12 protein-coding genes are annotated in these 13,495 nt (G+C 43.9%); 4 read left to right on the top strand and 8 right to left on the bottom strand.

Going from position 1 to position 13,495, the window contains the following annotated elements:
- Positions 1 to 174: 174 nt before the first annotated feature.
- From V7D18_RS06435 to V7D18_RS06425, 3 genes are all read left to right on the top strand, one after another.
- Positions 175 to 1,392, top strand: coding sequence for an argininosuccinate synthase (locus tag V7D18_RS06435; RefSeq protein WP_426152575.1), 1,218 nt, complete (start codon positions 175 to 177; stop codon positions 1,390 to 1,392).
- 187 nt (positions 1,393 to 1,579) lie between these two features.
- Positions 1,580 to 2,635, top strand: coding sequence for a PDC sensor domain-containing protein (locus V7D18_RS06430; protein ID WP_426152573.1), 1,056 nt, complete (start codon positions 1,580 to 1,582; stop codon positions 2,633 to 2,635).
- Positions 2,636 to 2,977: 342 nt separating this feature from the next.
- Positions 2,978 to 5,074 (top strand): methyl-accepting chemotaxis protein, encoded by a 2,097-nt coding sequence (locus V7D18_RS06425; RefSeq protein WP_426152571.1) that lies wholly within the window; start codon positions 2,978 to 2,980, stop codon positions 5,072 to 5,074.
- 108 nt (positions 5,075 to 5,182) lie between these two features.
- On the opposite strand, the gene V7D18_RS06420 is transcribed toward V7D18_RS06425, so the two are convergent.
- The 8 genes from V7D18_RS06420 to nifS all read right to left on the bottom strand — a co-directional run bounded on the left by V7D18_RS06420 (position 5,183) and on the right by nifS (position 11,547).
- On the bottom strand, positions 5,183 to 5,308 hold the full coding sequence (locus tag V7D18_RS06420) for a hypothetical protein (protein WP_426152569.1): 126 nt from the start codon (positions 5,306 to 5,308) through the stop codon (positions 5,183 to 5,185).
- A complete protein-coding gene (locus V7D18_RS06415; protein WP_426152567.1) occupies positions 5,298 to 5,912 on the bottom strand; it encodes a hypothetical protein in 615 nt (204 codons plus the stop codon). Before V7D18_RS06415 ends, V7D18_RS06420 begins: the two co-directional genes overlap by 11 nt.
- 160 nt (positions 5,913 to 6,072) lie before the next feature.
- Positions 6,073 to 6,558, bottom strand: coding sequence for a GNAT family N-acetyltransferase (locus tag V7D18_RS06410; RefSeq protein WP_426152565.1), 486 nt, complete (start codon positions 6,556 to 6,558; stop codon positions 6,073 to 6,075).
- 50 nt (positions 6,559 to 6,608) lie between these two features.
- A complete protein-coding gene (locus tag V7D18_RS06405; RefSeq protein ID WP_426152564.1) occupies positions 6,609 to 7,499 on the bottom strand; it encodes a patatin-like phospholipase family protein in 891 nt (296 codons plus the stop codon).
- A 174-nt stretch (positions 7,500 to 7,673) separates the two neighbouring features.
- A complete protein-coding gene (locus tag V7D18_RS06400; protein ID WP_426152562.1) occupies positions 7,674 to 8,792 on the bottom strand; it encodes an N-acetylmuramoyl-L-alanine amidase in 1,119 nt (372 codons plus the stop codon).
- Positions 8,789 to 9,868, bottom strand: a complete 1,080-nt coding sequence (mnmA, locus tag V7D18_RS06395; RefSeq protein WP_426152560.1) for a tRNA 2-thiouridine(34) synthase MnmA — start codon at positions 9,866 to 9,868, stop codon at positions 8,789 to 8,791. Before mnmA ends, V7D18_RS06400 begins: the two co-directional genes overlap by 4 nt.
- 15 nt (positions 9,869 to 9,883) lie before the next feature.
- Positions 9,884 to 10,321: a Fe-S cluster assembly scaffold protein NifU gene (gene nifU / locus V7D18_RS06390; RefSeq protein ID WP_426152558.1), complete on the bottom strand. Its 438-nt coding sequence runs from the start codon at positions 10,319 to 10,321 to the stop codon at positions 9,884 to 9,886.
- Positions 10,322 to 10,362: 41 nt separating this feature from the next.
- On the bottom strand, positions 10,363 to 11,547 hold the full coding sequence (gene nifS / locus V7D18_RS06385) for a cysteine desulfurase NifS (protein ID WP_426152556.1): 1,185 nt from the start codon (positions 11,545 to 11,547) through the stop codon (positions 10,363 to 10,365).
- Between the two features lie 169 nt (positions 11,548 to 11,716).
- On the opposite strand from nifS, the gene V7D18_RS06380 reads away from it, so the two are divergent.
- Complete coding sequence (locus tag V7D18_RS06380; RefSeq protein ID WP_426152554.1) at positions 11,717 to 13,258, top strand: oligosaccharide flippase family protein; 1,542 nt, start codon at positions 11,717 to 11,719, stop codon at positions 13,256 to 13,258.
- Positions 13,259 to 13,495: the final 237 nt, after the last annotated feature.

Below are 13,495 nucleotides of genomic sequence, written 5' to 3'. Positions count from 1 at the left end.
TTCATGAGCGTTTTACCTTTTCCTTAAGGATTTTCATAATTATACATCTCTTTTGTATATTATGCAAGATGTTTTTATATTTTTCATTTTACCCTTGCATTTCCCCTGGTTTTGTTGTATATTTATGTAAGTTCAAAAAGAAAATATACAAAAACCATTGAGGAGGAATCATATATGAAAGAGAAAGTAATTTTAGCCTATTCCGGCGGACTTGACACCACTGCCATTATTCCATGGTTAAAGGAAAATTTTGATTATGAGGTAGTCTGCTGCTGCATCGACTGCGGACAGGGCAACGAGCTTGATGGTCTGGAGGAGAGAGCCAAATTATCCGGCGCTTCCAAATTATATATAGAAGATCTTGTAGATGACTTCTGCGACAACTACATCATCCCCTGTGTACAGGCCAATGCAGTTTATGAGAATAAGTATCTTCTGGGTACTTCCATGGCTCGTCCGGCAATTGCAAAAAGACTGGTTGAGATTGCAAGGAAGGAAGGCGCCACTGCCATCTGCCACGGAGCAACCGGAAAGGGCAATGACCAGATCCGTTTCGAGCTTGGCATCAAGGCTCTGGCTCCTGATTTAAAGATCATCGCACCATGGCGTATGACCGATGTATGGACCATGCAGTCCCGCGAAGATGAGATTGAATACTGCAAGCAGCACGGAATCGACCTTCCGTTCTCAGCAGACAACAGCTACAGCCGTGACCGTAACTTATGGCATATCAGCCATGAGGGCTTAGAGCTGGAAGATCCGGCTAATGAACCGAATTACGATCACCTTCTGGTACTTGGTGTTTCTCCTGAAAAGGCCCCGAATGAAGGAGAATACGTGACCATGACCTTTGAAAAAGGCATTCCTGTCAGCGTAAACGGAGAAACCATGAAGGTTTCCGATATTATAACAAAGTTAAATGAGCTTGGCGGAAAGCACGGCATCGGCATTGTAGATATCGTGGAGAACCGGGTAGTCGGCATGAAATCCAGAGGCGTTTATGAAACACCAGGCGGAACCATTCTCTTAGAAGCACATCAGCAGCTGGAAGAGCTGGTTTTAGACCGCGCTACCATGGAAGTAAAAAAAGATATGGGTAATAAATTTGCGCAGATCGTATATGAAGGAAAATGGTTCACACCACTTCGGGAGGCAGTTCAGGCATTTGTTACTTCCACACAGGAATATGTAACAGGAGAAGTGAAGTTCAAACTTTATAAAGGCAACATTATCAAAGCAGGAACCTCATCTCCGTACTCCTTATACAGCGAATCTCTTGCTTCCTTTACCACCGGTGATCTCTATGATCATCACGATGCAGACGGTTTCATCACTCTGTTCGGTCTTCCGTTAAAGGTTCGTGCAATGAAGATGCAGGAACTTAAAAAATAATAAGCCTTTCTATGACAGGCAGTGCTGCTGGTTTCTCTTATCCGGCAGCACTGCCTGCTCTTTTCTTTTAATAATCTTACTGGAGTACCATGGACAGCCTTTAGCTCTTGTATTATAATCAAATTACATATTACAATAATTAACCAAAAGATGAAAAATAATAAATCCAAATCAGGAGAATATTTTAATGACAACAAAAGCACAAATGAACCTCATCGATCCGAAGAGTAAAAACACCATTAAGCGCAAGCTTCAAATCAGTATTGCAGCATTTTCAACAGTCATTACATTGCTTTTTGGCACAGTCAATTCCATTATTATTTATCAGGATGCCAGGAATAATATGCAGCTCAGAATTCAGGAAAACACCAACGCGTACAACCATTCCGTAGAAAATGCCATTCTCATCTATAAGACTAAAATTGAATCAGTCTCAATGGATAACAGAGTCACAGGCCCCTCTGGCTCATCGGAACAGCTGAAAGAAAATTTAGCCCAACTGGCGGAAAAATATGGATTTGATTCCATAATAATATGTGACCCACAGGGAATTACCTCTGATGGATCTGATGTCAGTGACAGGGAATATTTTAAAAGGTCCATAAACGGAGAAACCTATATATCTTCCCCTATCATTAGTAAAACAACCGGAAAGATGATAATGGTTCTCACAGCTCCAATTAATGGCGACGGAAGCAAGGGCATTGTATCTGCAATACTGTCCTATGATTCCTTCAGCAAAATGATTAACGATATTTCCCTTGGAAAAACAGGCTATGGATTCATTGTAGATAAAGCAGGAACAGTTATTGCACATAAGGATCAGGAAAATGTGAACCAGCAGTTGAATTACATAGAAGCGGCAAAAACGGACTCTTCTTTTTCAGAGATTGCAAAGTTGGTGCAGAACATGACAGCTGGTATGTCCGGTTTCGAATCCATTCATCTTAAAGGAAGTCAGCTTACCGTGGGGTATGCACCGATTCCCAATACAGACGGCTGGTCCATCGGTGTGGCGGCAAATACCACTGAGCTTATGGAAGGTTTCTATATTTCAATCATCATTATGATTCTTTTTATAGTTGTATTTTTGATCATCGCCCTGATTTGCGCAATCTTGATTACTTCTCCTATTGTTAACTCCATCATCAAAATGGTGGACAGACCGGATCTTCTTTCTCAGGGTGATCGGCATTCCAAGGTTCCGGAATATGTGAGCGATGATGAGATCGGCATTCTTTAATTTTCGGAAACTTCAGGAACTCCATTAATCAGATCTCACCGCCAGTCTTCTAACAGGCCGGCTGATATGCTCCCTCCTAAGTGACAAGCATTATAATAAAACTTGTCACTTAGGAGGGAGCATATTGTTTCCCCGATTCCTGTTTTTTCTCCGAAATAAGTATCATTATTCACAACAACCGGATTCAAACAGATGGATTAATCCCACATTATGTTTAATCTTTTTTTTCTTGTCCAGGACAATTGACAGCCAGATGCTCTTGTTTTATAATTGCTCTGATTACATAAGATAAAATATTGGCAAAATAAGGAAAAGAATAAAACCAGATCAGGAGAAAAACACATGTCGCAGGAAAAACAGATGCCCATACCAGGCAGAAAGAAGCAGATGGGTAAAAATTCTATCAAACGCAAGCTTCAAATCAGTATCGCAGCATTGTCAACCGTTATTACATTACTTTTCGGCACCGTCAATTCCATTATCGTCTATCGGGATGCAAGGAACAACATGCAGCTTAGAATCCAGGAAAACACTAACGCATACAACCATTCGGTAGAAAACGCCATCCTCATCTACAAGACTAAAATCGAATCAATCTCAAAGGACAGCAGAATCAGAAATTCCTCCGGTGCATCGGGACAGCTTCAGAAAGACTTAGCCCAGCTGGCGCAGGAATATGAATTTGATTCCATTGTCGTCTGCAACCCCCAGGGAATTACCTCCGACGGAACAGATATCAAAGAAAGGGAATACTTTCAGAAATCCACGAACGGGGAAACCTACATATCCTCTCCCCTTTTAAGCAAAGCAACCGGCCAGATGATTATGATTCTTTCAGCACCGGTTAATGGCGACGGAAGCAAAGGTATTGTATTTGCAAGACTCTCCTGTGATTCCTTCAGCAAAATGATTAATGACATATCCCTTGGAAAATCAGGCTATGGATTCATTGTAGATAAAGAAGGAACAGTTGTTGCACATAAGGAACAGGATAATGTGAACCAGCAGTTAAATTACATAGAAACTGCCAAAACAGATTCATCCTTTTCTGACGCTGCAAAGATGGTGCAGAACATGATGACCGGTAAGTCCGGCATCGAATCCATTCATCATAAGGGAAGTCAGCTTACCGTAGGTTATGCCCCCATTCCCAATACAGACGGCTGGTCCATCGGTGTGGCGGCAAAAACCTCTGAGCTTATGGAAGGTTTCTACATTTCAATCATTATTATGATTTTTTTTATAGCTGTTTTTTTGATCATCGCTTTGATTTGCGCAATCAGGATTGCCTCTCCTATTGTTAACCCCATCATTAAAATGGTGGACAGACTGGAGCTTCTTTCTCAGGGTGATCTTCATTCCCAGGTCCCTGAATATGTGAGCGATGATGAGATCGGCACTCTATCCGCTTCTTTAAAATACACCGTTTCTTCTCTCCGCTCCATCATTAATGATGCCACAACTGTTTTAGACGGCGTAGAGAAAGGAAACTGTACCTTAACCATTGAATCAGAATACAAAGCGGATTTTATCCTTCTTAAGACATCAATCAATGGAATCATTGCCAATTTAAATACCATTTTCGGAAACTTCAGGAACTCCATTAACCAGATTTCAAGCGGCGCCGATCAGATCTCCTCCGGAGCCCAGCTTTTGGCTTCCGGTACAACGGAGCAGGCGGCTACTGTGGAGGAGTTAAATGCCTCCATATCCAATGTGGCTCATCATGCGGAAGAAAATGTAGTTACGGTTTCAACAGTAAATGAATATGTAAAGCAGACCGGAATAGAGCTTACAAAAGGTAATTCCTATATACAGAATCTAAACCAGGCCATGACTGAAATCGGAGAAGCCTCAAAGAAAATCACAAATATCACCAAGGTGATTGAAGATATCGCATTCCAGACTAACATTCTGGCACTGAATGCCGCTATTGAAGCAGCAAGGGCCGGAGAGGCCGGAAAAGGCTTCGCAGTTGTTGCAGATGAAGTCCGTAATCTGGCTGTTAAGGTATCGGAGGCAGCCGGAGAAACCTCTTCCCTGCTGGCACACTCCTCTTCTCTGGTAGAAAACGGAGAAACTTTATCAAAGGAAACAGTGGAAATACTGAAAGGTCTGGCAGACAAGGCAGAATTCCTTGGGGAATCCATGGAAAAGATCCGCAGTTCGTCTGCAGAACAGGTAGATGCCATTCAGCAGATCAACACCGGCTTAACCCAGGTATCGTCTGTAGTTCAGACCAATGCGGCAACCGCAGAGGAAAGCTCTGCATCCAGTGAAGAGTTAGCAGCCCAGGCACAGACCATGAAAGATGAAATCAGCTGGATTCAGCTGATGGGTGACAAGGTTTCTGAAAAAAAGCAGATCAGTGAACCGGTATATGAAGCAGCAGAAGAAACAGAATTACCGGAAGCTCCGGTCATAACAGATAAATATTAATTATAAAAATACCGCCAGTTCCGGCGGTATTTCTTTTATAAGTACACAAATGAAGGATTTTTAAGACGGCAGATTGTAACAGCCGTATCCTCCCCCATCAGGTGAAAATTATCTTACAAGCTGAACCCGGCTGCTGTATAAAGCCTGTCTGATTGCCAGAATAACTGCATCCGGATAAGCATACCATTTCTCCGTCTCCCTGGCAGTCATTTCTTTTCGCAGGTTAGAAATCATTCTTTAATATATACAGTCCATATGTATCCTGTGTCTCTGTATCATAGATAATGGACAGGTATACGTTATTGTACTTAAAATGGGCATCTCCGTTCTGGTCACTGACCGGATCTTTTAATATTTCTTTAAATCTGTCAATTTTTTCTCCCAACTTTACACCAAGAATATCAAACTGCGGATCCATGACTAAAATCTGCTCCGCTGTCCTGTAATTTGGATGATCAAACCATATGCGTATTCCGGCATTTTTAAATTCCAGACCTCCCTCATCGATTTTCTCCGGCTCTTCACCCAGGGATTTCACCAACTCTTCTTTCGTAAGGCCGAGAAGCCCGATATAACGGTCTAACAAAGCCGGTTCCGTTTCTATTTCTGTTTCCGTTTCTGTTTCTGTTTCTGTTTCTGTTTCTGTTTCTGTTACAGCTGCTGCCGAACTTTCTTTTATAACATCATTTTGGCTTACCGTAACGGCAGTTGAAGCTTCAGTATTTTCACCTGTCCTATTCTTTTGCTGTAAACTGCAACCAGTAACTTCCATCATACTTATAAGCAACAGTACAGTCAGTAACCTCCTGTTGTATTTTTTATCCATGATTCGTTTCATGACTATCCTCCTTGGAATTTTATTCATACAGTAGCAGTATAACCCACTATGCCATAAAATTGTTTACAAAGGCATTACAATTTCATGATTCTTTTCCAAATAAATAAATTAAGGAGCGTCCTATAAACGCTCCCCATGTATTTCCTGTCTTCAATGATCTTTATTTATCACCGGCATCTCCCAGTTCGTTCAGCCTCTCACCGGATATGCGGTATACGGTCCATTCATCCATTGCCTCCGCTCCCATGGAACGGTAAAAGTCGATACTGGGCTGATTCCAGTCTAAGCACCACCACTCCAGTCTTCCGCAGCCCCGTTCTCTGGCAACGGCACCTAATTTCTTTAAGATTGCTTTTCCAATTCCCTTACCTCTGTAATCAGGCTTTACAAACAAGTCTTCCAGATAGATTCCGGCTCTGCCGAGAAATGTGGAGAAATTATGAAAAAACAATGCAAATCCTGCTTCTTTCCCATCTGCCAGTGCAAAGATTACTTCTGCTTTTTTCTGCCCGAACAGCCAGTCTTTTAAAAGCGCTTCCGTAGCCACCACTTCATCAAGCATTTTCTCGTAATCTGCCAGCTCTTTAATAAATTCCAGAATCAGAGCTGTATCCGATTCCTGTGCATATCGAAACGTGAGTTCCATTTGATTCCTCCTCTTGTGTATCTGTTTTGTTTTCATTCAGTATACCGTATTTATTTTCTTTTTTCCAGAACATGCTTAATACGCGGCATCATTTTTTTTGTATACAGATATCCGCATTCCATGCATTCCTCCATATATTCAAAGGTCAGAAGCCCTGATCCTTTTGGAATCGGCGGCTTTAAAAGAAGAATTTCACCGCTGGAACGGCAGTCCTTTAACTCTCTGCTCATGATGGAAAACGAATGGAACGCGATCTCCATAATAGAATGGTCCTTTGGCATCTCATATGCTTCCCCGATATCAACTGCAATCACACTTGATTCGCCCGTGGAAATAAGTAAATCCACCGGAAGGTTATTGGTCACTCCTCCATCCACCAGTAAAAAACCATTGATCTGCCTTGGGCAGAATACAGCGGGAACAGAAGAGCTTGCCATCATAATATCACATAAAAGCCCATTTTTCTGCCACCTCACATTTTCTTCCCGAAGCGCAGATATGGGAACCTTTTCTTTAAAAAGGTTAGTAAAAACAACGGTTTTGCCGCTGTTTATATCAACAGCCGGTATCAGAAGACCCTTCTCGCACCCCTGTATCTCCAGTCCATCAGTTAAATCACAGAGAAAACGGGAAAGCCGGTTGCCTTTTATTAATCCCATTAAAGATGTATTTCTGTGAAGCAGTACCTGGGGCAGAAACAGGATGACTCCGATTATATTGGGATCTATATAATTTTCTCCATGCTTTGCCAGCCAGCCCACTGTTTCTCTCATCTTACCAATCCCCATTCCGGATGCGTAAAGTCCGGCCACAATACTGCCGGCACTGGCTCCCGCGATCCGGTCAGGCAAAAGACCGTTTTCTTCTAACGCCGTAAGAACGCCTACATGAACCGCTCCTCTGGTTCCTCCTCCTGATAATGCAAGCCCATAATCTGCCATGTTTTTCTTCTCCTTGCCTGGAAGAAACGTTTCAGGAAAATGTATGCTTTTTTCAATTCATTTATTACCTGGAGAGGAGTACGGAAAACAGCAAAAGCCGGAAAGCATATGGGATCAAATCCTTCCGCTTTCCGGCTTATCATTTATAATCTGATTCATTTTTAAAGAGGGATATCAGTTGCCGCCTGCATAATAGGCATCTATCCCATCTGCGATCCCTTTTGCAATCTTGTCCCGGTATTCATCTGTCGCCATCTTCTTATCTTCTTCCGCGTTACTCATAAAGCCCATCTCCACAATGGTTACTGGTATCTTACACCAGTTAATTCCGCTCATGGAATCCGTCTCCTGTACACCCCGGTTATTAAATCCGGTCTGACTGCTGATTCCATTCACCACTGTTTTTGACAGCGCTGAACTCTTGCTGTAGAGGCTTTTGTTGTATGGATTTTTTGAAGTCTGGCACATCGTTAAGGCACCGGCTATGGAACTGTCATTTAAGGAATTGGCGTGAACTCTTATGAAAATATCTGCTCCGCTGTCATTGGCCATGCCGGCACGCTCTGCATTGCTGATATTCACATCATCGGTCTCACGGATCATATAAACCCGGTATCCTCTGTTAAGCAGCTCCTGCTTTAATTTAAGAGAGATTGCCAGAGTAAGCTTGTACTCCGGTATTCCGGTTGCAGTTCCCTGGGTTCCTGATGCTACCTTTGGTTTCATCTCGGATGAACCCGGTCCGATGGGTTCTTTTTGAGAATTTCCCTTTGCCTGGTGTCCCGGATCAATGGCAATCAGCCGTCCGTTTCCGCTTCCCGATATGGAAGGAGTCTGAGCTTTATCAGCGGGTTTATCCGTGGATAAATAACGGGAAGACACATAGCATTCTTTATTCTCATAGATGACACGGCTCCAGCTCTGGCTGTATCCGGTTCGTTTCAGTGCAGTTCCCTGATTAAGTGTAACTGCGATCTGGCCGGAGGCAGATGGCTGTGCCCTCACATTCACTCCGTTGCCTGTCACATAGACCGTCTCGTCTGCTTTTTGAAACTCCGGAGCTGTCTCCGTTGTAACAGCGGCTTCGTGGGAGCTTTTTTCGGCCGTCTTTCCATCTTCATCTTCGATGGTTACAGGCGTACTCTCCGTTTCCCCGCTTATCTCCCCTTTTGCCTCTTCAACGGCAGGAGTCTGTACGGCTTCATACTTTTTTCCGCAGCCGGAAAGCAGAAACAGACAGAAAAGCAGGACAGCCGGGAAGATCCATCTGATTGTTTTTTTGCTGATTATCACAATATGGTTCCTCCTCCCACTACATACTCGCCCTGATAAAATACCACGGCCTGTCCGGGAGTGATCGCTCTCTGCGGCTCCTCAAATCTGCATTCTACCACGCCATCCTCCACTTCTTTAATGGTACAGGCGGCGCCCTTATGGCTGTAACGGATCTTTGCCATTACCTCCATCTCTTCTCCATGAAGACCGTCAACCGCCATCCAGTTTAAATGTCCGGCGCTGAGGGTGTCAGAATAGACATCCTCACCTTTTCCAATGACCACTTCGTTTGTCTCAGGGCGTATCTCCACCACAAAAACAGGATATCCAAGAGACAGGTTTAAACCCTTTCTCTGTCCGACGGTGTAGTGAGTGATTCCCTTGTGGCGTCCGATTACCTGGCCATCCAAATCCACAAAATCACCTTCGGGGGCTCTCTCCCCTGCGTTCTCTTCAATAAATCCGGCATAATCATGATCCGGTATAAAACAGATCTCCTGGCTGTCCGGTTTGTGAGCAACGTTAAGATTGATCCGGTCAGCAATCTCCCTGATCTGATCCTTGGAATAAGCTCCTACCGGCATCAGGGTACATGCCAGCTGATCCTGGGTTAAGTTATAAAGAGCATATGTCTGGTCTTTGGCAGCAGTTACAGACTTTTTAAGGGCATATCTGCCGTTTGGAAGCCTGTCAATCTGTGCGTAATGACCTGTGGCAATATAATCGGCTCCGATATCCAGGCTCCGCTTTAAAAGAGATTCCCACTTGACATAGCGGTTGCAGGCGATACAGGGATTGGGAGTCCGTCCTCTCTGATATTCCTCTACAAAATAATCGATGACCTGTGATTTGAACTCTTCTTTAAAATTCATAACATAATAAGGAATTCCAAGATCCCAGGCAACTCTTCTGGCATCGTCCACGGCACTGAGGCCGCAGCAGCCTCCGTTCTCTTCCTGAGTCACGTTATCCTCGTCCTGCCAGATCTGCATGGTTACGCCGATTACGTCATAGCCCTGTTCCTTTAACAGCCAGGCTGCAACGGATGAATCCACTCCGCCTGACATTCCTACTACTACTTTCGCTTTACTCATAGTATTCCATTTCCATTAATATTCTTCTTCTACTTCTTCCTCGCCGATATCAGACTTTGGCTTCTTTAAGCCATCAATCTCAATGCCATGCTTGGTTGCATAATCCCATAAAGCAGCATGGATTGCCTCTTCGGCCAGTAAGGAGCAGTGAACTTTTACAGGGGGCAGACCGTCAAGTGCCTCACATACGGCCTTGTTGGTTACCTCCATGGCTTCCTGAACTGATTTACCTTTTACCATCTCTGTTGCCATGCTGCTGGTAGCTACCGCCGCACCGCATCCAAAGGTCTTAAATTTCACATCCTGAATAATCTGGTTCTCATCAATATCCAGATAAATTCTCATAATATCGCCGCATTTTGCATTACCAACCGTACCCATACCGCTGGCGTTCTCTATCTCTCCCACATTTCTTGGGTGCTCAAAATGATCCATTACTTTTTCTGTATACATATTCTATATTCTCCACTTTCCGGTAATTCATCTACCCTGTATTAATTCCCCTGATGCTTGATATAATCCTCATAAAGAGGAGACATGCTGCGAAGCTTCGCAACGATCTCCTTGATGGCTTCCACCACGTAATCCATCTCTTCCCTGGTATTTTCCTCGTCAAGAGTCAGACGAAGAGAACCGTGGGCGATCTCATGGGGAAGGCCGATTGCCAGCAGCACATGGGACGGATCTAAGGAGCCCGAAGTACATGCAGAACCGCTGGAACCGCAGATTCCTTTCATATCCAGCATAATCAGTAAGGATTCTCCTTCAATAAACTGGAAGGCAAAATTTACATTATTGGAAAGGCGGCTCTTTCTGCTGCCGTTAATTCTGGTGTATGGAACCTCTTTCATAACACGTTCCATTAAATATTCACGAAGCTCAGTCTCTTTGCGGGTTCTTTCTTCCATTCCTGCCACTGCAAGCTCCACCGCTTTACCGAAACCTACGATTCCTGTTACATTCTCTGTTCCTGCACGGCGTTTTCTCTCCTGTCCGCCTCCATGAACAAAGGAACGGGACTTCACACCGGCTCTGATATATAAAAATCCGATTCCCTTTGGTCCGTTAATCTTATGACCGCTGGCGCTTAACATATCAATGTGATAATCATCTACGTTGATTGGTACATGACCGAATGCCTGAACTGCGTCGGTATGAAATAAGATCTTATGCTCTTTTGCAATCTCACCAATCTCCTTAATGGGCTCAATGGTGCCGATCTCGTTATTGGCAAACATGACAGAAATGAGGATGGTGTCAGGACGAATGGCTTTTTTCAGCTCGTCTAACTTTATGGAACCATTCTCATCTACATTCAGATAAGTGATATCAAAACCGCGTTTCTCTAAATACTCACAGGTATGGAGCACGGCATGATGTTCGATTTTACTGGTAATAATGTGTTTTCCTTTTTCTGCATAGGCCTCTGCTGTTGCAATGAGAGCCCAGTTGTCGGATTCAGAACCGCCGGCTGTAAAATAAATCTCGTTTGCCTTGGCTCCAAGAGAATTCGCGATGATCTCTCTGGATTCCTGAACCGCTTTCTTCGAAATACCGGAAAATTCGTATACGGAAGATGGATTGCCATAATATTCCGTAAAGTAAGGCAGCATGGCTTCTACGACCTCTGGTCTGGTTTTGGTCGTCGCTGCGTTGTCTAAATAAATCAGTTTCTTCATATTTGTTAGTTCCGCCTTTCTGTAGTTCTAAAGTTAAAAGCTTCATCTACATTTTCTATTATACACACATTTCCTAGAAATTCAATAGGAATGATTCTCATTATGAATATGTCATGAAGAAAGAACAATTTCCATATATTTATAATAATTCTCTTTTTCAGGAGATTTCATGAATGATTCCCTAAAGATCCCCAGAAAACTTTCAAAAAGAAAATATGCGCTACTGACCGGCACGCTTCTTCTTACGTCGGCCGGGCTCATCACCCGGGTGCTGGGCTTTTTTTACCGGATCTTTCTCTCCCGTACCATCGGAGCTGAGGGTCTGGGTATTTTTAATCTGATTCATCCGGTTTTTGGGATCTGCTTTGCTCTTTGTGCAGGTTCCATTCAAACCGCCATATCCCAGTCCGTAGCCGCTAATGTGAAGAAGGGCCGTTCTGTATTTCGAAGCGGTCTGGTCATTTCAGTGGCTATTTCCATGATACTGGCTTATTTCATTATTCAGTTTAAGGACTTTATTGCAGGTTCCATATTAATGGAGCCGCGCTGTGCCCCTCTCCTTACGTTTCTTGCCGTATCGGTTCCCTGTGCAGCAATCCATGCCTGTATCAACGGTTACTATTATGGTATGCAGCGTCCCTCCGTTCCGGCATTAGCCCAGATTACGGAGCAGATTGTAAGAATCGGAGCGGTTTTTCTCATTGCTGACATTATGATCCGGTCAGGAATTACCATCACTGTCCAGCTGGCAGTCATGGGACATTTAATCGGTGAAATTGCTTCGTCTCTCTTTACCGTTTTTGCCTACCGCTTTTTCCCGCCGAAAATGGCAGAAGACTTTGCCTATGACTCCTCTCATTTCAGTGAAACAGCTCCGGGTCTCCTTCATCTTGCACTTCCTCTCATGGGAAACCGGCTGGTTTTAAATGTCCTTGCCAGTGCAGAGGCCATACTCATCCCAAGCAGACTGCAAATGTCCGGTCTCTCGGATTCAGCCGCATTTTCCGTATACGGAGTATTAACCGGGATGGCACTGCCCTTTATTTTGTTCCCTTCCACCGTATTTAATTCCCTGGCAGTGCTTTTGCTGCCCACGGTAGCGGAGGCCCAGTCAGAGGGGAATGAAAAACGGATCGGAACCGCTATTTCCATGTCCCTGCGCTACTGTATGTATGTGGGAATTCTCTGTATCGGAATTTTCACTTTATTCGGCAATGACCTGGGAGTAAGCGTGTTTAAGGACAGCTCAGCCGGGCAGTATATGACCATACTGGCATGGCTCTGCCCATTTCTTTACATGGCCACCACCATGGGAAGTATCTTAAACGGGCTTGGGAAAACCTCCATCACCTTCACCCAGAATGTAATCGCCATGTCGCTCCGGCTCCTGTTTGTGCTTTTTGGCATCCCGCGGCTGGGAATATTTGCATACCTGGTGGGCGCACTGGCCAGCGAACTGCTGCTGGCTTTCATGCATGTGCTTACTTTGAGGAAAATGGTGGATTTTGTATGGAATGCATGGGATATGATCGCAAAGCCATCGGCACTCATGCTGCTGGCAATTGGAATCTATTATGCCGCCTTTTCCTTTCTCGATCCATTTGGGGGCCTTCCTTTGTTTATTAAAACTGCATTACATATCGGGATTTTAAGTATCTTTTATCTGGTACTGCTTTTTGGGGCTCATATTATGAGACACGGTGAGGAATAAAGGCGCGAACAAGGGGTGATGGCTCACAAAGAGATAATATTACAAAACTCAAATCCTCAGGGCAGAGATGTTCCGGGGATTTTTGCTGTTACAGGGCAGCTTGAGTTTTGAGTATTTTTATTTAGAGGGCTGAAAAAGTATAGTGTTTTCCTACTCCTTGCGTTAGATTTTATGGTATAGTATAATACTTTTATACAAAAAGGTCTCCAAAAGGTTGATGGGCTTAAGCCTGCAAAA

Origin of the sequence: Lacrimispora sp. 38-1 (assembly GCF_049890855.1) — a bacterium.
Classification (GTDB): domain Bacteria; phylum Bacillota; class Clostridia; order Lachnospirales; family Lachnospiraceae; genus Lacrimispora.
This window is presented reverse-complemented; position numbering and strand designations above follow the sequence as displayed.

What these genes read in the sequence shown, in the direction of transcription:
- nifU (WP_426152558.1), bottom strand. Translation starts at nt 10,321, where the DNA reads ATGTATACAGAAAAAGTAATGGATCATTTTGAGCACCCAAGAAATGTG.
- V7D18_RS06415 (WP_426152567.1), bottom strand. Translation starts at nt 5,912, where the DNA reads ATGAAACGAATCATGGATAAAAAATACAACAGGAGGTTACTGACTGTA.
- mnmA (WP_426152560.1), bottom strand. Translation starts at nt 9,868, where the DNA reads ATGAGTAAAGCGAAAGTAGTAGTAGGAATGTCAGGCGGAGTGGATTCA.
- V7D18_RS06425 (WP_426152571.1), top strand. Translation starts at nt 2,978, where the DNA reads ATGTCGCAGGAAAAACAGATGCCCATACCAGGCAGAAAGAAGCAGATG.
- V7D18_RS06435 (WP_426152575.1), top strand. Translation starts at nt 175, where the DNA reads ATGAAAGAGAAAGTAATTTTAGCCTATTCCGGCGGACTTGACACCACT.
- V7D18_RS06410 (WP_426152565.1), bottom strand. Translation starts at nt 6,558, where the DNA reads ATGGAACTCACGTTTCGATATGCACAGGAATCGGATACAGCTCTGATT.
- V7D18_RS06430 (WP_426152573.1), top strand. Translation starts at nt 1,580, where the DNA reads ATGACAACAAAAGCACAAATGAACCTCATCGATCCGAAGAGTAAAAAC.
- nifS (WP_426152556.1), bottom strand. Translation starts at nt 11,547, where the DNA reads ATGAAGAAACTGATTTATTTAGACAACGCAGCGACGACCAAAACCAGA.
- V7D18_RS06420 (WP_426152569.1), bottom strand. Translation starts at nt 5,308, where the DNA reads ATGATTTCTAACCTGCGAAAAGAAATGACTGCCAGGGAGACGGAGAAA.
- V7D18_RS06380 (WP_426152554.1), top strand. Translation starts at nt 11,717, where the DNA reads ATGAATGATTCCCTAAAGATCCCCAGAAAACTTTCAAAAAGAAAATAT.
- V7D18_RS06405 (WP_426152564.1), bottom strand. Translation starts at nt 7,499, where the DNA reads ATGGCAGATTATGGGCTTGCATTATCAGGAGGAGGAACCAGAGGAGCG.